Source organism: Pantoea phyllosphaerae, assembly GCF_051025595.1.
Lineage (GTDB): Bacteria > Pseudomonadota > Gammaproteobacteria > Enterobacterales > Enterobacteriaceae > Pantoea.
Window position 1 is genome coordinate 86,480 of record NZ_JBPFDE010000015.1, and the last position, 18,941, is coordinate 105,420.

An 18,941-nucleotide genomic window follows, 5' to 3' on the forward strand; every position below is an offset into this window, starting at 1 on the left:
GCCGCTCAGCTGCCAGACTCACACCTGCAACCAGAAGGTAACGGGGCCATCGTTGACCAGCGCGACCTGCATATCGGCGGCGAAGCGGCCGTTGGCGGTGGTTACACCCTGGCGACGACAGCAGTCGCTGAAATAGTCATACAGGCGGTTTGCTTCAGCGGGCGCCGCGCCGCCGGAAAAAGAGGGACGCATGCCTTTTTGCGTATCCGCCGCCAGCGTAAACTGCGACACCACCAGCACACTGCCGCCCGCCTGCTGGACGCTCAGGTTCATTTTTCCCTGCTCGTCGCTGAAAATGCGATAGCCCAGCACTTTTTCAGCGAGCCGTTCGGCGCGCTTCTCATCGTCCTCTTTTTCTACGCCTAACAGCACCAGCAGGCCAGGCCCGATTTCGCCTACCACCGTGCGATCCACGCTAACGCTGGCGCTCAGTACTCGTTGAATCAACGCAATCATGCAACCTCTCGTTCTTTTTCGCCTTCCTGGTGTTTTAGCTGGCGATAATCGTCCAGCGTTGCGGTAATTTCCGCGCCTAACAACACAATACACCAGGTCCAGTAGACCCAGAGAAACAGGATTGGAATAACTGCCAGCACGCCATAAATCAGCTGGTATGAAGGAAACATCGTAACATAGAGGGCAAAGCCCTTTTTACCCAGCTCGAACAGCGCGCCCGCCACCAGCGCGCCGATCAAGGCGTCGCGCGACGGCACGTTACGCGTCGGCACGATGCTGTAAAGCAGCCAGAACGTGAGCCAGGAGAGCAGCAAGGGGAAGACTCTCAGCACCTGATCGATCACGCCGTAGACGCCGCTGGCGCTTATCCAGCGCAGCGAGAGCAGATAAGAGCTGATCGCCAGACTGGCGCCGGCCAGCAGCGGCCCCAGCGTCAGGATCATCCAGTAGACAGCGAAAGAGTAAACCAGCGGGCGCTTTTTATGGCTGCGCCAGATGGTGTTGAGCGCGGTATCGACCGAATGCATCAGCAGCAGCGCGGTGACAATCAATCCTATCGCGCCCAGCGCCGTCATACGGTGCACGTTGGCCACGAACTGATCCAGATAGCGCTCCACCACGTTGCCGGTCGCTGGCACAAAGTTGGCAAAGATGAAATTTTTCAGCTGAACGCTGACTTCCGAAAAGACCGGAAACGCGGAGAACAGCGCGAAGACCACGGCGATCAGCGGCACCAGCGCCAGCAGCGAGACAAAGGCCAGATTGCCGGCCTGCGTCGTCATGTTGTCCTGGTCGATGCGTTTCCACAGCAGCCTGAGCCACAGCCAGAGCGCGTGGCAGGTCGAAATAAAAGGGCGCGACGTCATCATTCAGCGATGGCTTGCCAGCCAGGTCGGCACGGTTTTGCTGTCGGTGACCAGTACGCTTCTGATGCCGAGCGCCTCCGCGCCTGCGATGTTATCCGCGTTATCATCAAAGAAGATCGCCTGATCGGCGCGATAACCCTCCTGCTGCAGCACGTGCTCAAAGATACGTGCCTCAGGCTTACGCATGCCCAGCTCCTGCGACAGATAGATGGCGTCCGCCGCGGCGCGCACGTCCGGATACTGTGTCGGCCAGAATTCGGTGTGCAGCTTGTTGGTATTGGAGAGGATCACCACGCGATGCCCGTCGGCGCGGAGCTGATTCATCAGCGCCAGCGTATCGGCACGCGCGCCCATAAATACCGCCTGCCAGCCCGCCACGAACTGCTCATAGCTCAGCGCAATGTCGAGCCGCTCGCACAGCTCTGCGGCGAAATGTTCGTCGCTGATCTCGCCGCGCTCGTGCTGCTCAAACGCCTCATCCATCTGGAAGCGGCTTTGCAGCAGCGCCAGCGGAACGCGGCCGAGGTCACTCCAGACGCCCAGCACGCGATTGAAGTCGATATCAACAATCACATTGCCTAAATCAAAAATGTACAACATGCCGTTACTCCTCTGATTCCCTGGATCATTCACTCTAGCGGCAAAATTAGGGGCTGAACAGGTAACAGGCAGGAGAAAATCCGTTATTGAAGCTAGCGCAGGCCAGCTTCAGGCGCATGGTTGACGGACGGCGCCGTCGCAGCGGGATAACGCGCATCAGACAGAGGACAGGAATAAAAAAAGCCCCGCTAAGCGGGGCTTTTTATCAGAGCGAAACGTCTTACTCTTTCGGACCGCGCGACGCGCGTTTGCGGTCGTTTTCGGTCAGGTGACGTTTACGGATACGCACCGACTGCGGGGTAACTTCAACCAGCTCGTCGTCATCGATGAATTCGATGGCCTGCTCAAGGGTCATCTTCACCGGCGGCACCAGCGTGGTTGCTTCATCCGTACCGGAAGCACGCATGTTGGTCAGCTTCTTACCGGTCAGGCAGTTAACGGTCAGGTCGTTGGAGCGGCTGTGAATACCGATGATCTGGCCTTCATAGACTTCCGCGCCGTGGCCCAGGAACAGCTTGCCGCGGTCCTGCAGACCGAACAGGGCGAAGGCAACCGCTTTGCCCTGGCCGTTAGAGATCAGCACGCCGTTCTGACGCTGGCCCACTTCGCCCGGACGAATGTCGTCGTAGTGGCTGAAGGTGGAATAGAGCAGACCGGTACCTGACGTCATGGTCATGAATTCGTTACGGAAACCGATCAGTCCACGGCTCGGGATCACGTAGTCAAGACGCACGCGGCCTTTGCCATCCGGATCCATATTTTTCAGATCGCCTTTACGCTCGCCCATGGCTTGCATCACCGCGCCCTGATTGTTCTCTTCGATATCCAGCGTGACGTTCTCGAACGGCTCTTGTTTACGGCCGTCGATTTCACGGAAGATAACTTTCGGACGGGAAACCGCCAGTTCGAAGCCTTCGCGACGCATGTTTTCGATCAGCACCGACAGGTGCAGTTCGCCACGGCCCGATACGCGGAACGCGTCCGCATCTTCTGTTTCTTCTACGCGCAGCGCAACGTTGTGCACCAGCTCTTTGTTCAGGCGCTCAAGGATCTGACGCGACGTCACATACTTGCCTTCCTGACCGCAGAACGGCGAGGTGTTGACGTTGAAGAACATGGTCACCGTCGGTTCGTCGACGCTCAGCGCCGGCAGCGCCTCTACATTCTGCGGATCGCAAATGGTATCGGAGATGTTCAGCTCGCCCAGACCGGTGATTGCAACGATGTCGCCCGCTTCCGCCAGGTCAGTATCGATACGCTCCAGGCCCAGGTGGCCCAGCACTTTACCGACTTTACCGTTGCGCGTTTTGCCTTCGCTGTCGATAACGGTAACCTGCTGGTTCGGCTTGATTTTACCGCGCTTGATGCGGCCGATGCCGATCACGCCCAGGTAGTTGTTGTAGTCCAGCTGCGAGATCTGCATCTGCAGCGGCGCGTCAACTTCCACCTTCGGCGGAGAAACATGCTCAACGATCGCCTGGTACAGCGGGGTCATATCTTCAGCCATGTCGGTGTGATCCAGACCGGCGATGCCCTGCAGCGCAGATGCGTAAATGATCGGGAAATCAAGCTGCTCGTCGGTAGCGTCCAGATTGACGAACAGGTCGAATACCTGGTCAACAACCCAGTCAGGACGCGCGCCCGGACGGTCAATCTTGTTGATAACGACGATCGGCTTCAAACCATGGGCAAAGGCTTTTTTGGTCACGAAGCGAGTTTGCGGCATAGGGCCATCCATCGCATCGACAACCAGCAGCACCGAATCAACCATAGACATGACGCGCTCTACCTCACCGCCAAAGTCGGCGTGTCCTGGGGTATCAACGATGTTGATACGGTAGTCATTCCATTTGATAGCGGTGTTTTTAGCGAGGATGGTAATTCCACGCTCTTTCTCCAAATCGTTGGAGTCCATCACGCGCTCAGTCGCTTCGGTACGCGCGTCAAAGGTACCGGACTGTTGCAGCAGCTTATCAACCAGGGTGGTCTTACCATGGTCGACGTGCGCGATGATGGCGATGTTACGCAAATTTTCGATCACAACTTTGCCTCAGGCATTAGAAATAGCGCGCTATTGTACACGGATTAAGCGGGATACTGAACACGATCACACTTTTCACCTGAAGTTTATTGCACTGACGGAAATTTGCGCTGGATGCGGTGCACTTAATGCACTAAGTTGGAGGTTTGCACCATTTTAGTGCCACTAAAAGGCGGGCAAGCACAACTTTGGTGCAAATTTGCCACGCTGGTGCAGCGCGCTGGCAACAAAAGGGTGCGCACAGGCAGGGTTTAGCCGCAAAAAAGAAAGTTGGCACAGAATTCGCTTTATCTCTTATAAGCGAAAACAGCAGTTGCACAACGGTTGCAGAGCTTGCCGAGATCGGTTGGTTGGGGATGGCGGTCGGACACTTCAGGTTTCAGACGACGCAGCCACTCACCACGATGACAATGACCATTTCCAGGAGAGTTGAGTATGTCCGCTGAACACGTTCTCTCGATGATGAACGAGCACGAAGTTAAGTTTGTTGACCTGCGTTTTACCGATACCAAAGGTAAAGAACAGCACGTTACTATCCCTGCTCACCAGGTTAACGCTGACTTCTTCGAAGAAGGCAAAATGTTTGATGGCTCCTCTATCGGCGGCTGGAAAGGCATTAACGAATCAGACATGGTGCTGATGCCGGACGCGACCACCGCCGTTCTGGATCCGTTCTTCGAAGACCCGACGCTGATCATCCGTTGTGACATCCTCGAGCCAGGCACCATGCAGGGCTACGATCGCGACCCGCGCTCTATCGCTAAACGCGCTGAAGAGTATCTGCGCTCATCAGGCATCGCCGACACCGTGCTGTTTGGACCGGAGCCGGAATTCTTCCTGTTCGACGACATTCGCTTCGGCTCTTCAACTTCCGGCTCGCACGTCGCTATCGACGATATCGAAGCGGCCTGGAACACCGGCAAAGAGTACGAAGGCGGCAACAAAGGCCACCGTCCGGGCCTGAAAGGCGGCTATTTCCCGGTTCCGCCGGTTGACTCCGCGCAGGATATCCGCTCCGCCATGTGTCTCACCATGGAGCAGATGGGCCTGGTGGTTGAAGCACATCACCATGAAGTGGCAACGGCTGGTCAGAACGAAGTGGCGACCCGCTTCAACACCATGACCAAGAAAGCGGACGAAATTCAGATTTATAAATATGTGGTGCACAACGTTGCGCACGCCTACGGCAAAACCGCGACCTTTATGCCGAAGCCAATGTTTGGCGACAACGGTTCAGGTATGCACTGCCATATGTCGCTCTCTAAAGGCGGCGTGAACCTGTTCGCTGGCGATAAGTACGGCGGCCTGTCTGAAACCGCGCTGTTCTACATCGGCGGTATCATCAAGCACGCGAAAGCGATCAATGCTCTGGCGAACCCGACCACTAACTCCTACAAGCGTCTGGTGCCTGGCTACGAAGCGCCGGTTATGCTGGCTTACTCTGCCCGTAACCGCTCCGCCTCTATCCGTATTCCGGTTGTCGCCAGCCCGAAAGCCCGCCGTATCGAAGCGCGCTTCCCGGATCCGGCCGCTAACCCGTACCTGGCGTTCACCGCGCTGCTGATGGCTGGCCTGGACGGCGTGATCAATAAGATCCACCCGGGCGATGCAATGGACAAGAACCTGTACGATCTGCCGCCGGAAGAAGAAGCGGAGATTCCAAAAGTAGCGGGTTCGCTGGAAGAAGCGCTGAACGCACTGAACGAAGATCGCGAGTTCCTGACCCGCGGCGGCGTGTTCACCGACGACGCCATCGATGCCTACATCGAACTGCGTAAAGTCGAAAATGACCGTATCCGCATGACGCCGCACCCGGTTGAGTTCGAACTTTACTACAGCGTTTAATCTTTATTCTGCACCGGTCGCGTTGCCGCCTCAGGCGGCAACAGGATAGTCCCCGGGGCTGCTAACGCAGCGGCGACGCGCAGGGCGCAGAAGATTTTTGTTGCCGTGGAAACTTTAGCCCATCTCCGGATGGGCTTTTTTCGCCGCGAAATCATCGTTCAGCCGTCTGAAAACAGGCGCGGAAGAGTATAATGCACTAAATCAGTGCAGAGGAACGCTGTATGGCAACTGGCTCCCTGCCCGACGCGGGGCAAATTCTCAACTCCCTGATAAACAGTATTCTGCTGGTGGACGACGATCTGGTCATCCACTACGCCAATCCGGCGGCGCAGCAGTTACTGGCGCAAAGCTCACGCAAACTGTTCGGCACGCCGCTGCCCGATCTGACCGGCTATTTTTCACTGAATATTGAAGTGATGCGCGAGAGTCTGGAGGCTGGCCAGGGCTTTACCGACAGCGAAGTGACGCTGGTGGTCGACGGCCGCGCGCACGTGATGGCGCTGACGGCGCAACGGCTGCCGGACGGTTTTATTCTGCTGGAGATGGCGCCGATGGATAATCAACGCCGTCTCAGCCAGGAGCAGCTTCAGCATGCGCAGCAGGTGGCGGCGCGCGATCTGGTGCGAGGACTCGCACACGAAATTAAAAATCCGCTGGGCGGACTTCGCGGCGCGGCGCAACTGCTGTCGCGCGCGCTGCCCGACCCGTCGCTGAACGAATATACCAAAGTCATTATCGAGCAGGCGGACCGCCTGCGTAATCTGGTGGATCGTCTGCTCGGTCCGCAGCAGCCTGGCATGCATATCACGCAGAGCATTCACCAGGTGGCGGAGCGGGTAGTGAATCTGGTGTCGATGGAGCTGCCGGAGAATGTCTCGCTGGTGCGCGATTACGATCCCAGCCTGCCGGAGCTGCCGCACGATCCCGATCAGATTGAGCAGGTGTTGCTCAACGTGGTGCGTAACGCGCTGCAGGCGCTGGGCAACGAGGGCGGCACCATTATTTTACGCACCCGCACCGCCTTCCAGCTTACCCTGCACGGTACGCGCTATCGTCTGGTGGCACGCATTGACGTTGAGGATAATGGCCCGGGCATTCCGGCTCAGCTGCAGGATACCCTGTTCTATCCGATGGTGAGCGGACGCGAAGGCGGCACCGGCCTGGGTCTCTCTATCGCCCGTAGCCTGATTGATCAGCATTCAGGAAAAATTGAGTTTAACAGTTGGCCTGGACACACCGAATTTTCGGTTTATCTGCCTATTCGCCAGTGAGGTTTCTATGCAACGAGGGATAGTCTGGATCGTCGATGACGATAGCTCCATCCGCTGGGTGCTCGAACGCGCGCTTACTGGAGCCGGGTTAAGCTGCGCCACTTTCGACAGCGGCAATGAGGTGCTGGACGCGCTCTCGAGCAAAACCCCAGACGTTTTACTGTCAGATATTCGCATGCCGGGCATGGATGGACTGGCGCTGCTGAAACAGATTAAACAGCGTCATCCGATGCTGCCGGTCATCATTATGACGGCGCACTCCGATCTCGACGCGGCCGTCAGCGCTTATCAGCAAGGGGCCTTCGACTATCTGCCGAAACCCTTCGATATTGATGAGGCGGTAGCGCTGGTGGAGCGTGCCATTAGTCATTATCAGGAGCAGCAGCAGCCGCGCAATCAGCCGGTCAGCGGCCCCACCACCGATATCATCGGCGAAGCGCCGGCGATGCAGGATGTCTTCCGCATTATCGGCCGTTTGTCGCGCTCGTCGATCAGCGTGCTGATCAACGGCGAATCGGGAACCGGGAAAGAGCTGGTCGCGCATGCGCTGCATCGTCACAGCCCGCGTGCCAAGGCCCCTTTTATCGCTCTTAATATGGCCGCCATCCCGAAGGATTTGATCGAGTCAGAGCTGTTCGGTCATGAAAAAGGGGCGTTTACCGGCGCGAATCAGATTCGTCAGGGCCGTTTCGAGCAGGCGGATGGCGGCACGCTGTTTCTGGATGAGATCGGCGATATGCCGCTCGACGTGCAGACGCGTCTGCTGCGCGTGCTGGCCGACGGGCAGTTTTATCGCGTCGGCGGCTATGCGCCGGTTAAAGTTGACGTGCGCATTATTGCGGCCACGCACCAGAATCTCGAGCTGCGGGTGCAGGAGGGCAAATTCCGCGAGGATCTGTTCCACCGCCTGAACGTGATCCGCGTGCATCTGCCGCCGCTGCGCGAGCGCCGTGAGGATATTCCTCGCCTGGCTCGCTATTTCCTGCAGGTGGCGGCCCGCGAACTGGGCGTCGAAGCGAAAATCCTCCATCCGGAAACCGAAGCGGCGCTGACGCGTCTGCACTGGTCCGGCAACGTGCGTCAGCTGGAGAACACCTGCCGCTGGCTGACGGTGATGGCGGCCGGCCAGGAGGTGCTGATTCAGGATCTGCCTCCTGAGCTGTTTGAGTCCAGCACGCCGGACAATCCGGTGCAGTCGCTGCCGGACAGCTGGGCAACTCTGCTGGCGCAGTGGGCCGACCGCGCGCTGCGTTCCGGTCATCAAAACCTGCTCTCCGAGGCGCAGCCGGAGATGGAGCGCACTCTGCTGACCACGGCTTTGCGTCATACGCAGGGACACAAGCAGGAAGCGGCAAGGCTGCTGGGCTGGGGACGTAATACCCTCACGCGCAAGCTGAAAGAGCTGGGTATGGAGTAACGAGCGAAGGGCAAGGCGACTTTTTACACAAAACCTCGCCTTGTCCCGCTTTACACGCCGATGCCGTTCAGTATCATACGGGCGGCTATCGGGAGATGAACGATGTTAGATTCCTTTCTTCACATGATTTCGCACAATGTCGCTGTTATCGGCAGTGCCCTCGGCCACTCGCCGCAGGCTGCCTTCGCGACCGTGCTGTGCGCCATCATGGTCAATCTGTTTAACTAAACTCCGCGCCAGCGCGTTTTGCCTTAAATCACGCGCGAAAACTGCTGCTGGCGCGCCTTCTGGCGCAGATACACGTCAAAGCACATGCAGATGTTGCGGATCAGTAAACGGCCTGCGCCGGTGACCTGCAAACCATCCGTGCGCCGTGCCACCAGACCATCGTCAATCAGTGGCTGCAACAGCGCTAAATCCTCGGCGAAATAGTCGCAGAAGCGAATCGCATGCTGCGCTTCAACGGCGCCAAAATCGAGCGAGAAGTTGCAAATTAGCTGCTTGATGACGTCGCGTCGCAGGCAATCGTCCGCGCTTAGCGCTACGCCGCGCCACAGCGCCTCGCCGCGCGACGCCACCGCGTCGTACCAGCGATTCAGCTCTTTCTCGTTCTGTGCGTAACTGTCGCCAGTCATGCTGATGGCGGACACGCCTAGCCCCAGCAGATCGCTGTCGCCCTGAGTGGTATAGCCCTGGAAGTTGCGATGCAGCAAGCCAGCGCGCTGCGCCTGCGCCAGCTCGTCCTGCGGTTTCGCAAAGTGATCCATGCCGATAAAGTCATAGCCCTGTTGCGTCAGCGTCGCGATGGTCTGCTGCAGGATTTGCAGCTTCTGCTGCGCCGACGGCAACTCCTGCTCTTTGATTTTACGCTGCGCCGCAAACAGCGTCGGCAGATGCGCATAGTTGAACACGCTCATGCGGTCCGGATTAAGCGCAATCACGCGCTGTAGGGTATAGGCGAAGCTCTCCGGCGTTTGCAGCGGCAAGCCGTAGATAAGATCGATGCTGGTAGAGTGAAAGCCCTGCTCGCGTGCCCGCGCCATCAGGGCAAAGATCGCCTCTTCATCCTGAACGCGATTTACGCGCTCCTGCACCGCTTTATTGAAATCCTGCACGCCCATGCTCAGCCGGTTAAAACCGAGCTGGCGCAGGTGCGAAATGGTATCGGGATCGATTTCGCGCGGATCGACCTCGATCGACATCTCCAGATCGTCCGCCAGGCTAAAGTGATCCCTCAATAATGCCACCAGCCGTGAAAGCTGGTCATGATTAAGAAAGGTCGGCGTGCCGCCGCCCCAGTGCAGCTGCGTGACGCGTCGGTCGCGGAACAGCGGCGCGCGCTGGCGAATCTCCTGTGCCAGCGCGTCAAGATAGCGGTCAGCTTTATGCAGCTGCCGCGTGACGACCTTATTGCAGCCGCAGAAATAGCAGAGCTTATGGCAGAACGGGATATGAACGTAGAGCGACAGCGGGCGCGCCGGATAGCGCGCCACGGCACGCAGAAAATCCGCCTCGCCGTAGCTGTCGCTGAATTCAAGCGCAGTCGGGTATGAGGTATAGCGCGGACCGGCGTAATTGTATTTTTCAATAAGCCGCTGGTCCCAGGAGACAGGTTGCAAAGACATGCTTACTCCTTCCGGTGACGTCTGTGAGAGGGTCGCGATGCAGAAGAGAGGAAAGGTGGGCGGGACGGAACCCGACGTAAACGTGACTTCAGACGCGACAGGCGGCGTAGTTTAGCCAATAACCAGATGAGATAACATGACAGCAGCAGCGCTAAAATTGATCCAGGCCAAAACATAACGATTTACCTGTCTGGCGCGGCATGCGCCTGCGCGCATGCCGATCAAAAACTCAGTTGCCTTTCAGCAGACGATACATGTCTTCTTCAGCCTGCTCATCTTCCGCTTCGTCATCCATATCGATGCCGAGCTGTTCCATCAGTTCATCGATGCGGTCCAGAGTTTCATCCAGCCAGGCCTGCTCTTCCGCCGACAGCGTGTCGCCGTTTTCCATGCGATCCAGCAGCGCATCAAGACGCTCGCTGTTTTCCAGCTGCGCCAGCTCCTCTTCCGGGGTGAGACGCACTTTTTTCGCCACGGGCTTCGCCGCTTTTTTTACCGGCGCGCTCGCAACTGCACCATCCGCCACCAGCGGGATCGGCTTTTTGCTGCCGATGCGCGGATCTTTGGCTTTGTTTCCCTGAGCAGATTTTCCCGCGCTGGTAACAGGATTGGTACGGCTGCCGGAGGCGTTGCCGCGATGCTTTTTGTCACGCTTACGATCGCGTGCGGCCTCGTTAAGTTCTTCGCGCGATTTGCGTTTTGTTTTACTTGCCGGTTTAGCGTGTGCGCCGCGTACAGGTTGCTTCATGATGTCAGGTCTCACTGTTTTTAATCAGTATCAGTATAACCCTCTCACTCCTGACGCTGCTTTTTTGTCGGCGATGCGCACCTTAACGTACGTATCCGCTTCTCAAGCTCGTCTGACAACAGAGGGGGACAGAATTGCGGCGAAATCTAGCAGAAAGCGGACAAAGAAAAAAGGCGACAGCCTAATGCTGTCGCCTTATTTCGCACCTTCCGCAGAAGGAATCATATTTTTATTCCCTTTTGGCTCGCAACGTCCCGGTCAATCCCGCGCCTGCTCAACTCCTGAGCGAATCCCTGTCCTTATCCGGCCTGTTATCCCTGACCGTCTCCTTTCCATTGCTCGCGGTCGTCCTGACGCTCCTGAGCACATCATCCTGATGGGTGCAGCCCCGCACTGCCCAATAATGTAGACCAACCTGCGGAACCCACAACCTGACATCAGGCTTTTTTGTGCATTTAAAGGTCTTATTACTCCCAACCTCATGATTAAAAAGGTTTTTAATTTTTAAAATTTTTAGTAAAAACAGTCATCGCTGGCAGCTTTTATAGCTGATATCTTACAAAAGCCCACCGATCGATGCGCTCGGGCACTTTTGCGCCATAACGCGTATAATCAGCGCCAATGCCCGCATTCGTCTCTGGAGTTAAACTTTGTCTGCACTGAATTATCACGTAACCCATTTCATTCTCAGCGCCCCGGATATTCGTCACCTGCCAGCCGACACCGGTATTGAGGTCGCCTTCGCCGGACGTTCCAACGCGGGGAAATCGAGCGCGCTGAACACGCTTACCAATCAAAAAAGCCTGGCGCGCACCAGTAAAACACCCGGACGCACGCAGCTAATCAACCTGTTTGAAGTTACTGAGGGCAAACGTCTGGTGGATTTGCCCGGCTACGGCTATGCGGAAGTCCCGGAAGAGATGAAGCGCAAATGGCAGCGTGCACTGGGTGAATATCTGCAAAAGCGCGAAGCGCTGAAAGGCCTGGTGGTATTGATGGATATTCGTCATCCGTTAAAAGATCTCGACCAGCAGATGATTCAGTGGGCGGTAGAGAGCGGCATCCCGGTGATGGTGTTGCTGACTAAGGCGGATAAACTCGCTTCCGGCGCGCGCAAAGCGCAGCTCAACATGGTACGCGAAGCGGCGCTGGCCTTTATGGGCGATGTGCAGGTGGAAATGTTCTCTTCCCTGAAAAAGATGGGCGTCGACAAGCTGCGTCAAAAACTGGACGTCTGGTTTAACGAACTGGCGCCCGCGCAGGAGGACTCCGCCGAGGCGTAATGGCCTTGCGAAGCTGACCAAAAGCCCAATAAAAAACGCCCCAGTCATAAATGACTGGGGCGGCTAATATTCAGCCAAATCCGATTACGTGAAGTAAAAGGTCTGAAAGATAGAACATCTTACCTCTGTACCCTACGCCTCGAACTTTACCTGATTTTTTCTGACGCACAAAGGGTTTTTTGTAGTTAGCTTTCATCAAACGACATGATTTTTCATGTGTTCGTCACAAAATTCGCCTCTGCCTGTAGTTTAATTACCAGAAAAATGCTTAACCGATAAGCAGTTAGAACCTGCGTACTTTTGGCTGTGGCTGAATCGGTTAAACCGACTTTTTTCTTATGCCTGAAGCGACAGGCAACGAAGCGTCGTCGCCAGCCTGAGCGATCTCAATCAGTGTGCCTCGTCCCAGTTTTCGCCGACGCCGACTTCAACCTGCAGCGGCACGTCCAGCTTCATACTGCCTTCCATGAGTGCGCGGATCTGCTGGCTGGCGGACTCAACTTCATCGCCCTGCACTTCGAACACCAGTTCATCGTGAACCTGCATGATCATCCTGATCGCGCCGTCGTTGCGCTGCTGCAGCCAGTCATCCACCGCAATCATTGCTCGCTTAATGATATCGGCTGCCGTGCCCTGCATCGGCGCGTTGATAGCCGCTCGTTCAGCCGCTTTACGGCGAATAGCGTTGCTGGAGTTGATGTCCGGCAGCCACAGGCGACGTCCATCCAGGGTTTCGACGTAGCCTTTGCTGGCCGCCAGCTGGCGCGTATTTTCCATGTAGCGCAGCACGCCGGGATAGCGTTCGAAGTAGAGATCCATATAGCGCTTCGCTTCGCCCGCGCCGATATTGAGCTGACGCGACAGGCCAAACGCGCTCATGCCGTAAATCAGGCCGAAGTTAATCGCCTTCGCGCTGCGGCGCTGTTCGCCGCTCACTTTATCCAGCGCAACGCCGAAGACCTCTGCCGCGGTGGCGCGGTGAATATCCTCACCGTGCGCGAAGGCGTCCAGCAGACCTTTATCCTGCGAGAGGTGCGCCATGATGCGCAGCTCAATTTGCGAGTAGTCCGCCGCGACGATGCGGTTGCCTTTCCCGGCGATAAATGCCTGACGGATGCGACGGCCCTCGTCATTGCGTACCGGGATGTTCTGCAGGTTAGGATCGGTAGAGGAGAGACGCCCTGTCGCCGTTACCGCCTGGTGATAGGAGGTATGGACGCGGCCAGTGAGCGGATTGATCATCTGCGGTAGCTTGTCGGTGTAGGTAGACTTGAGCTTCGACAGGCCGCGATGTTCCAGAATAACTTTCGGCAGCGGATAATCGAGCGCCAGCTCCGCCAGCACCTCTTCACTGGTGGAAGGCGCCCCGCCCGGCGTTTTCTTAGTCGGTTTAATGCCCTGTTTTTCAAACAGGATGGTCTGCAGCTGCTTGGTAGACGACAGGTTAAACGGCTCGCCCGCCAGCTCGTGCGCCTTCTGCTCCAGCTCCGCCAGCCTGAGCGTCAGCTCTTTAGAATGCTGCGCCAGAATGCCCTGGTCGATCAGCACGCCGTTACGCTCGACGCGCGAGATCACCGTGACCAGCGGCATTTCGATCTCTTCGAAGACGTGCTTCGGGCCCGCCTCTTTTTCCAGCTCCGCCCACATTTTCAGGTGCAGCTGGAGCGTGACGTCGGCATCTTCCGCCGCGTAGTGCGCGGCCTGCTCTAGCGCGATTTGGTTGAACGTCAGCTGATTTTTTCCTTTGCCGGCGATCTCTTCGAAAGTCACGGTTTTATGGTTCAGCCAGCGCGCTGACAGGCTGTCCATGTCGTGTTTGCCCACGACGCTGTTAAGGATATAGGACTCCAGCATGGTATCGAACTTAATGCCGCCCAGTTCAATATCGTAGTTTTTCAGGACGCCGCGATCGTACTTCAGGTTCTGACCCACCTTCAGCGCGTTGCCATCTTCAAGAATCGGCTTAAGCTGCGCCAGCACCTCGCGGCGATCGAGCTGATCCGGCGCATCAAGATAGTCGTGGCCTACCGGCAGATAGGCGGCCTCGCCCGGCGCAACGGCCAGCGCGATACCGACGATGTTAGCGCTAAGCGTATCAAGCGAATCAGTTTCGAGATCAAATGCAAACAGATCGCTCTGTTTCAGCTTCTCCAGCCATGCGTCGAGCGTCGCCTGATCGAGAATGGTGACGTAACCGTCGGAGGCGAGCACGCTGGTCGCTTCTGGCTTAACCGGCGCTTCATCCGGCAGTGCCTGCTGCGCTTTCAGGTTGCTCTTTTTGCCCTGCAGCCATTTGCCGTCCTGCAGATCGGCCAGCCAGCGTTTGAATTCGTAACGACTGAACAACGCCTGCAGAGCGGCGACGTCCGGCTCGGCGACCGTCAGCTCACTACAGCTGAGCTCAAGCTCGACGTCGGTTTTGATAGTGGCCAGCTGATAAGAGAGAAAGGCGACCTCGCGGTTCTGCTCCAGCTTGGCCGCCATGGTTTTCGCGCCGCGGAAGGAGAGCTCCGCGACCTTATCCAGATTGTCATAAATCGACCGCATGCCGCCTAATCCCTGCAGCAGCGCCTGCGCGGTTTTTTCGCCAACGCCCGGCACGCCTGGGATGTTATCCGAGCTGTCGCCCATCATCGCCAGAAAGTCGATGATCAGCCCCGGCGGCACGCCATACTTTTGCTCGACCTCTTCAGGGCCGAGGATGGTATTGGTCATGGTGTTGATCAGGGTGATATTGGGCGTCACCAGCTGCGCCATATCTTTATCGCCGGTGCTAATCAGCACAGGACGGCCCTCTTTTTCCGCCTGCAGCGCCAGCGTACCGATCACGTCGTCCGCTTCGACGCCGCTTACCGCCAGCAGCGGCAGGCCCATCGCCTTCACCATCTCGTGCAACGGCGCGGTTTGTGCGCGCAGATCGTCCGGCATCGGCGGGCGATGCGACTTGTAGTGCTCGAACAACTCATCCCTGAAGGTTTTGCCCTTGGCGTCAAATACCACGGCAACGTGGCTTGGATTGTATTGCGCCAGCAGACTCTTCAACATGTTGAGCACGCCATACATCGCGCCGGTAGGCTCGCCTGCGCTATTGGTGAGCGGCGGAAACGCATGATAAGCGCGGTAAAGGTAGGATGAGCCATCAACCAGAATCAGGGGATTTTCTGCAATTTGCGCCATAAGTCTGTGTAATCTTCGTTGCCATGGGTTGGACTATAAGGATGCCACAGCTTGAGCAGAATGTTGAACGCAGGCCGCCCATGCTGCGATTTTTTCGCGCCTTTACGGTGCGGATCGCAAGGATCTTTCTGTGGATAACTTTGTGCGCAAAAATCATAACGCATTACGGCTAATGGTATAAAACGGCGCATTAATTTATAAAAAACATAAAAATCAATAAATTATGTTATTGCTGTGACAGGGTATACCTTTCTGCACAGGCAGTAGCTTATGTGGATATTAATCGGAAAGGAGGCAGATGGACTATTTAGCTAAATAATTTCAATCATAAAAAAACGCCGACAAAGCCGGCGTTTTCAGACGTGATGCGCGCTTATTATTTCTGGCTGACCAGGAATTTCACCACGTTGGCATATTCCGCGACAAAGTTATCCATGGAACTGGTGTCGAGACCGCCGTTATTGACCATATATTTGCCGTTGACGAACATCGCTGGCACGCCGCGCAGATCGACGTCAGAAGCGGCTTTTTGCTGTTGAGCAACCAGCGCTTTTACGGCAAAGCTGTTCCAGGCAGCATCATATTCCTGTGATGAGATGCCTGCCGCTTTAATAAAGGCTGCTTTCAGGCTGTCAGGATCGGTAATCGTCTGGGTTTTTTGAATACCGTCGAAGATGGGCGCCGTAACTTTATCCTCAACGCCTAGCGCCATTGCTACCGCCCAGGCATGCGTCACAACCGGGCCAAAATCGCCGCCCAAAAAGTCGACGTGATATTTAACCACTTTGGTGTCTGCGGGCAGATTCTTTCTTACGGCCTCACCGACGTGGTAAACACGCTCAAACTGATAGCAGTGCGGGCAAAAGAAGGAGAAGAACTCCAGCACCTGCGGTTCGCCAGCGACGGGTTTCGGCAGGCTGACGTATTGCTGACCGTCGGTAAACTGGGCAGCAGAGGCGCTGAACGCCAGCACTAAACCAACCAGTGCAAACCAAATTTTCTTCATTGTGAAAAATTCTCCTGACTTCTCTATTTAAAATTGCGGGGTCAGCTGCAGCGGTGGTTCCTGCAACAGCTTCTCCTGCTCGGTAAATTGCGAAATCTGTCTGCGCCAGAAATCCTCATCCGTCATCCATGTAAACGCACGGGGAAAGGCCGGATCCTGCCAGCGGCGCGCAACCCAGGCCAGATAATAAACCATGCGCATAGCGCGTAAAGGCTCAATCAGTGACAATTCATTAATATCAAAATCGCTGAACTCAGTATAAGCCTCAAGCAGGATATCCCACTGAACGCGCTGCTCCTGCCGATCGCCGTTGATCAGCATCCAGAGATCCTGAACCGCTGGCCCGTTACGCGCATCGTCAAGATCGACGAAGAATGGCCCGTCTCGCCACAGAATATTGCCAGGATGACAATCGCCATGAAGACGCAGCGGCTGCCAGCTGTGATGCCAGCGCTGCTGCAAGGCGACACCAAGCTTATCTACAGCCTGCAACAGCGCTGCCTTCAGGGAAGCCGGCACCAGGACATTGCTCGCCAGTTCGGCGCGCGGCTGATGCAGATACTCCTCCAGGTCCATTGAGGGACGGTGTTCAAAGCGCTGCTTGCGCCCGGTCTGGTGTATGCGGCCCAGAAAGCGGCCGACCCACTCCAGATGCTCATCATTGTCGGTTTCATACTGCCGACCGCCAAGGCTAGGAAACACGGTAAACATAAAGCCAGCATGGGTATGCAGCGTTTTTCCCTGCAGCATCAAAGGCGCGGCAACCGGCACCTCATCTGCCTGCAGATCGCGCGTGAAGCGATGCTCTTCTTCAATCTGCGCCGCGCTCCAGCGCTGCGGGCGATAAAACTTCACCACGTAGCGATGCCGGTCTTCATCACTGAACTGATAGACGCGGTTTTCATAGCTGTTAAGCGCGGTTAACCCAGACTCAACCCGAAGTCCGGTTTCCCATAGCGCATCAAGGATGGCGTCAGGATCAAGCGTCTCGAAATTAAAAGCGGCATCCATAGGATTATCCGTTACAGTCTCTACTCGAAGCCGCCAAGCATAGCATTAGTTATCATCCTTAATCACACCACGCGCGCGCAGCAGCGCAGTTTTAAAATCGGTTTCATAATCTTTTTGTCGACCGGGAATTTCCGCATACTTATCGGCGTTGCGCATTTTCAGATGGTAAATCAATACGTCATCGGTTAATTCACTTAATGGGCCACTGAACCCCGATTCCTGCGCCAGTTTTTGTAAAAACTGCGTCAGGTTAAGATCGGGCTCCTGTTGCCACGCAGGACGCAGCAGCTCAAGCAATTCATTCAGGCGATGGTATTTCATCTATTTGTCCTCATAACAGCGTTGTTATAAGCCTTCAAACAGGAGTATCGGCATGACAGCATTAACCGGCGTTATTCTGGCCGGCGGTCAGGGGCGTCGCATGGGCGGTCAGGATAAAGGGCTGGTGCTGTTTCGCGGCATCCCGCTTTATCAGCATGTTCTTCAACGGCTCAGGCCGCAAGTCGACATTGTCATGATAAGCGCCAACCGTAACCTTGATCGTTATCAGTCGAGCGGCTGTAGGGTGATCTCAGATACCTTGCCTGACTATCCGGGACCGCTGGCGGGCATGCTGAGCGGTTTGCAAACCGCACAAACGGAATGGGTGGCCTTCTGTTCCTGCGACACACCCTTCGTGCCCGTTGATTACGTAAAGCAGCTACAACGACGTAAAGCAGAGGCGCCTGCCGTATGGGCGCGCTCGGCCGAACGCGATCATCCCGCCCTGGCGCTGTTACATCGCAGCCTGGCGAAGCCGCTGGCTGATTATCTGCAGCGCGGAGAGCGGCGCCTGATGCAATTTTTACGCGAACAGGGGGGCCATGCAGTGACGATAAGCCAGGATGACGCCGCGTTTCGCAATGTGAACACGCCTGACGATCTTGAGGATAACGCGCTATGACGCTGCCGTTACTGGCTATCGCCGCCTGGAGTGGAACCGGAAAAACCACGCTTTTGCAACAGGTGATTCCGCAGCTGAAAGCGCGAGGCATTAGGCCCGGCCTGATAAAGCATACTCATCATCAGATGGAGATCGATACGCCGGGAAAAGACAGTTATCTGCTGCGAAAAGCAGGCGCCGATCAGGTTATTGTCGCCAGTTCGCAGCGCTGGGCGCTGATGTGCGAGACGCCGGATGCCATGCTTGATTTACGCTATCTGGTCAGCCGCATGGATGCAACGCTGCTGGATCTGGTGCTGGTAGAAGGATTCAAAGATGAGCCGGTGCCGAAAATTGCTTTGTGGCGGGCTGGCGTAAAAGGCGAGGATTTACCGCTGCTGGACGAGCACGTTATTGCTGTTGCCAGCGATAGCCGCTTTGATACAAATGTGCCCTTGCTGAATCTCAATCGTCCCGACGAGATTACCGGCTTTATCGTCGAATGGTTAGGCAGAGCGTAACCCGATCCGATGTGCTGAAGGAGAGATCTTTCAGCGTATTTTTCCTGGCCTGAAACGCAAAAAACCCTGACCGTAAGGTCAGGGTTATCGCAAATGGATGCCTGGCAGTTCCCTACTCTCGCATGGGGAGACCCCACACTACCATCGGCGCT

General features: G+C 56.3%; 18 protein-coding genes. 7 read left to right on the forward strand and 11 right to left on the reverse strand.

From position 1 onward, the window contains the following. Positions 1-18: 18 nt before the first annotated feature. The 4 genes from dtd to typA all read right to left on the reverse strand — a co-directional run bounded on the left by dtd (position 19) and on the right by typA (position 3,963). Positions 19-456: a D-aminoacyl-tRNA deacylase gene (dtd, locus tag ACR6A7_RS17855; protein WP_434126481.1), complete on the reverse strand. Its 438-nt coding sequence runs from the start codon at positions 454-456 to the stop codon at positions 19-21. Continuing rightward, on the reverse strand, positions 453-1,322 hold the full coding sequence (locus ACR6A7_RS17860; protein WP_434126511.1) for a virulence factor BrkB family protein: 870 nt from the start codon (positions 1,320-1,322) through the stop codon (positions 453-455). The genes dtd and ACR6A7_RS17860 overlap by 4 nt, the downstream gene beginning before the upstream one ends. Before the next feature lie 3 nt (positions 1,323-1,325). Beyond that, positions 1,326-1,922: a glucose-1-phosphatase gene (gene yihX / locus ACR6A7_RS17865; RefSeq protein WP_434126483.1), complete on the reverse strand. Its 597-nt coding sequence runs from the start codon at positions 1,920-1,922 to the stop codon at positions 1,326-1,328. 220 nt (positions 1,923-2,142) lie between these two features. After that, a complete protein-coding gene (gene typA, locus ACR6A7_RS17870) occupies positions 2,143-3,963 on the reverse strand; it encodes a ribosome-dependent GTPase TypA (RefSeq protein ID WP_434126485.1) in 1,821 nt (606 codons plus the stop codon). A 435-nt stretch (positions 3,964-4,398) separates the two neighbouring features. Here typA and glnA point away from each other — a divergent pair, with 435 nt between their 5' ends. The 4 genes from glnA to ACR6A7_RS17890 all read left to right on the forward strand — a co-directional run bounded on the left by glnA (position 4,399) and on the right by ACR6A7_RS17890 (position 8,724). Beyond that, positions 4,399-5,808, forward strand: coding sequence for a glutamate--ammonia ligase (gene glnA / locus ACR6A7_RS17875; RefSeq protein ID WP_434126487.1), 1,410 nt, complete (start codon positions 4,399-4,401; stop codon positions 5,806-5,808). A gap of 221 nt (positions 5,809-6,029) precedes the next feature. Then, positions 6,030-7,079 (forward strand): nitrogen regulation protein NR(II), encoded by a 1,050-nt coding sequence (gene glnL, locus ACR6A7_RS17880; RefSeq protein ID WP_434126489.1) that lies wholly within the window; start codon positions 6,030-6,032, stop codon positions 7,077-7,079. A 7-nt stretch (positions 7,080-7,086) separates the two neighbouring features. Continuing rightward, complete coding sequence (gene glnG / locus ACR6A7_RS17885; protein ID WP_033792920.1) at positions 7,087-8,496, forward strand: nitrogen regulation protein NR(I); 1,410 nt, start codon at positions 7,087-7,089, stop codon at positions 8,494-8,496. A 102-nt stretch (positions 8,497-8,598) separates the two neighbouring features. Continuing rightward, positions 8,599-8,724: a YshB family small membrane protein gene (locus ACR6A7_RS17890; RefSeq protein WP_143807603.1), complete on the forward strand. Its 126-nt coding sequence runs from the start codon at positions 8,599-8,601 to the stop codon at positions 8,722-8,724. Positions 8,725-8,747: 23 nt separating this feature from the next. On the opposite strand, the gene hemN is transcribed toward ACR6A7_RS17890, so the two are convergent. Next, the gene (gene hemN, locus ACR6A7_RS17895; protein WP_434126492.1) at positions 8,748-10,121 is read right to left on the reverse strand and encodes an oxygen-independent coproporphyrinogen III oxidase; all 1,374 of its coding nucleotides are present in this window, start codon (positions 10,119-10,121) and stop codon (positions 8,748-8,750) included. Between the two features lie 229 nt (positions 10,122-10,350). Further along, on the reverse strand, positions 10,351-10,869 hold the full coding sequence (gene yihI / locus ACR6A7_RS17900; protein ID WP_434126494.1) for a Der GTPase-activating protein YihI: 519 nt from the start codon (positions 10,867-10,869) through the stop codon (positions 10,351-10,353). Between the two features lie 650 nt (positions 10,870-11,519). Between yihI and yihA the strand changes: the two genes are divergently transcribed. Beyond that, positions 11,520-12,152 (forward strand): ribosome biogenesis GTP-binding protein YihA/YsxC, encoded by a 633-nt coding sequence (gene yihA, locus ACR6A7_RS17905; RefSeq protein ID WP_434126496.1) that lies wholly within the window; start codon positions 11,520-11,522, stop codon positions 12,150-12,152. A gap of 70 nt (positions 12,153-12,222) precedes the next feature. Here the strand turns inward: yihA and spfP are convergent, their stop codons facing one another. The 5 genes from spfP to ACR6A7_RS17925 form a co-directional block, all read right to left on the reverse strand. Continuing rightward, positions 12,223-12,270 (reverse strand): small protein SpfP, encoded by a 48-nt coding sequence (gene spfP / locus ACR6A7_RS21145; RefSeq protein ID WP_071892919.1) that lies wholly within the window; start codon positions 12,268-12,270, stop codon positions 12,223-12,225. 272 nt (positions 12,271-12,542) lie between these two features. Next, positions 12,543-15,329, reverse strand: a complete 2,787-nt coding sequence (polA, locus tag ACR6A7_RS17910; protein WP_434126498.1) for a DNA polymerase I — start codon at positions 15,327-15,329, stop codon at positions 12,543-12,545. A gap of 376 nt (positions 15,330-15,705) precedes the next feature. Beyond that, the gene (gene dsbA / locus ACR6A7_RS17915; protein ID WP_434126500.1) at positions 15,706-16,335 is read right to left on the reverse strand and encodes a thiol:disulfide interchange protein DsbA; all 630 of its coding nucleotides are present in this window, start codon (positions 16,333-16,335) and stop codon (positions 15,706-15,708) included. 27 nt (positions 16,336-16,362) lie between these two features. Next, positions 16,363-17,346 (reverse strand): serine/threonine protein kinase, encoded by a 984-nt coding sequence (locus ACR6A7_RS17920; RefSeq protein WP_434126502.1) that lies wholly within the window; start codon positions 17,344-17,346, stop codon positions 16,363-16,365. Between the two features lie 45 nt (positions 17,347-17,391). After that, positions 17,392-17,667 carry a YihD family protein gene (locus ACR6A7_RS17925; protein ID WP_033754214.1) on the reverse strand — a complete coding sequence of 92 codons (276 nt, stop codon included), beginning with the start codon at positions 17,665-17,667 and terminating at the stop codon, positions 17,392-17,394. 52 nt (positions 17,668-17,719) lie between these two features. On the opposite strand from ACR6A7_RS17925, the gene mobA reads away from it, so the two are divergent. Further along, complete coding sequence (gene mobA / locus ACR6A7_RS17930; RefSeq protein ID WP_434126505.1) at positions 17,720-18,289, forward strand: molybdenum cofactor guanylyltransferase MobA; 570 nt, start codon at positions 17,720-17,722, stop codon at positions 18,287-18,289. Further along, complete coding sequence (mobB, locus tag ACR6A7_RS17935; RefSeq protein WP_434126507.1) at positions 18,286-18,789, forward strand: molybdopterin-guanine dinucleotide biosynthesis protein MobB; 504 nt, start codon at positions 18,286-18,288, stop codon at positions 18,787-18,789. The genes mobA and mobB overlap by 4 nt, the downstream gene beginning before the upstream one ends. Positions 18,790-18,941 lie beyond the last annotated feature (152 nt).

Coding starts and splice junctions, on each gene's coding strand:
- yihI (WP_434126494.1), bottom strand. CDS start 10,869: ATGAAGCAACCTGTACGCGGCGCACACGCTAAACCGGCAAGTAAAACA.
- mobB (WP_434126507.1), top strand. CDS start 18,286: ATGACGCTGCCGTTACTGGCTATCGCCGCCTGGAGTGGAACCGGAAAA.
- ACR6A7_RS17890 (WP_143807603.1), top strand. CDS start 8,599: ATGTTAGATTCCTTTCTTCACATGATTTCGCACAATGTCGCTGTTATC.
- glnG (WP_033792920.1), top strand. CDS start 7,087: ATGCAACGAGGGATAGTCTGGATCGTCGATGACGATAGCTCCATCCGC.
- ACR6A7_RS17920 (WP_434126502.1), bottom strand. CDS start 17,346: ATGGATGCCGCTTTTAATTTCGAGACGCTTGATCCTGACGCCATCCTT.
- hemN (WP_434126492.1), bottom strand. CDS start 10,121: ATGTCTTTGCAACCTGTCTCCTGGGACCAGCGGCTTATTGAAAAATAC.
- yihX (WP_434126483.1), bottom strand. CDS start 1,922: ATGTTGTACATTTTTGATTTAGGCAATGTGATTGTTGATATCGACTTC.
- ACR6A7_RS17860 (WP_434126511.1), bottom strand. CDS start 1,322: ATGACGTCGCGCCCTTTTATTTCGACCTGCCACGCGCTCTGGCTGTGG.
- mobA (WP_434126505.1), top strand. CDS start 17,720: ATGACAGCATTAACCGGCGTTATTCTGGCCGGCGGTCAGGGGCGTCGC.
- glnL (WP_434126489.1), top strand. CDS start 6,030: ATGGCAACTGGCTCCCTGCCCGACGCGGGGCAAATTCTCAACTCCCTG.
- dtd (WP_434126481.1), bottom strand. CDS start 456: ATGATTGCGTTGATTCAACGAGTACTGAGCGCCAGCGTTAGCGTGGAT.
- dsbA (WP_434126500.1), bottom strand. CDS start 16,335: ATGAAGAAAATTTGGTTTGCACTGGTTGGTTTAGTGCTGGCGTTCAGC.
- polA (WP_434126498.1), bottom strand. CDS start 15,329: ATGGCGCAAATTGCAGAAAATCCCCTGATTCTGGTTGATGGCTCATCC.
- glnA (WP_434126487.1), top strand. CDS start 4,399: ATGTCCGCTGAACACGTTCTCTCGATGATGAACGAGCACGAAGTTAAG.
- ACR6A7_RS17925 (WP_033754214.1), bottom strand. CDS start 17,667: ATGAAATACCATCGCCTGAATGAATTGCTTGAGCTGCTGCGTCCTGCG.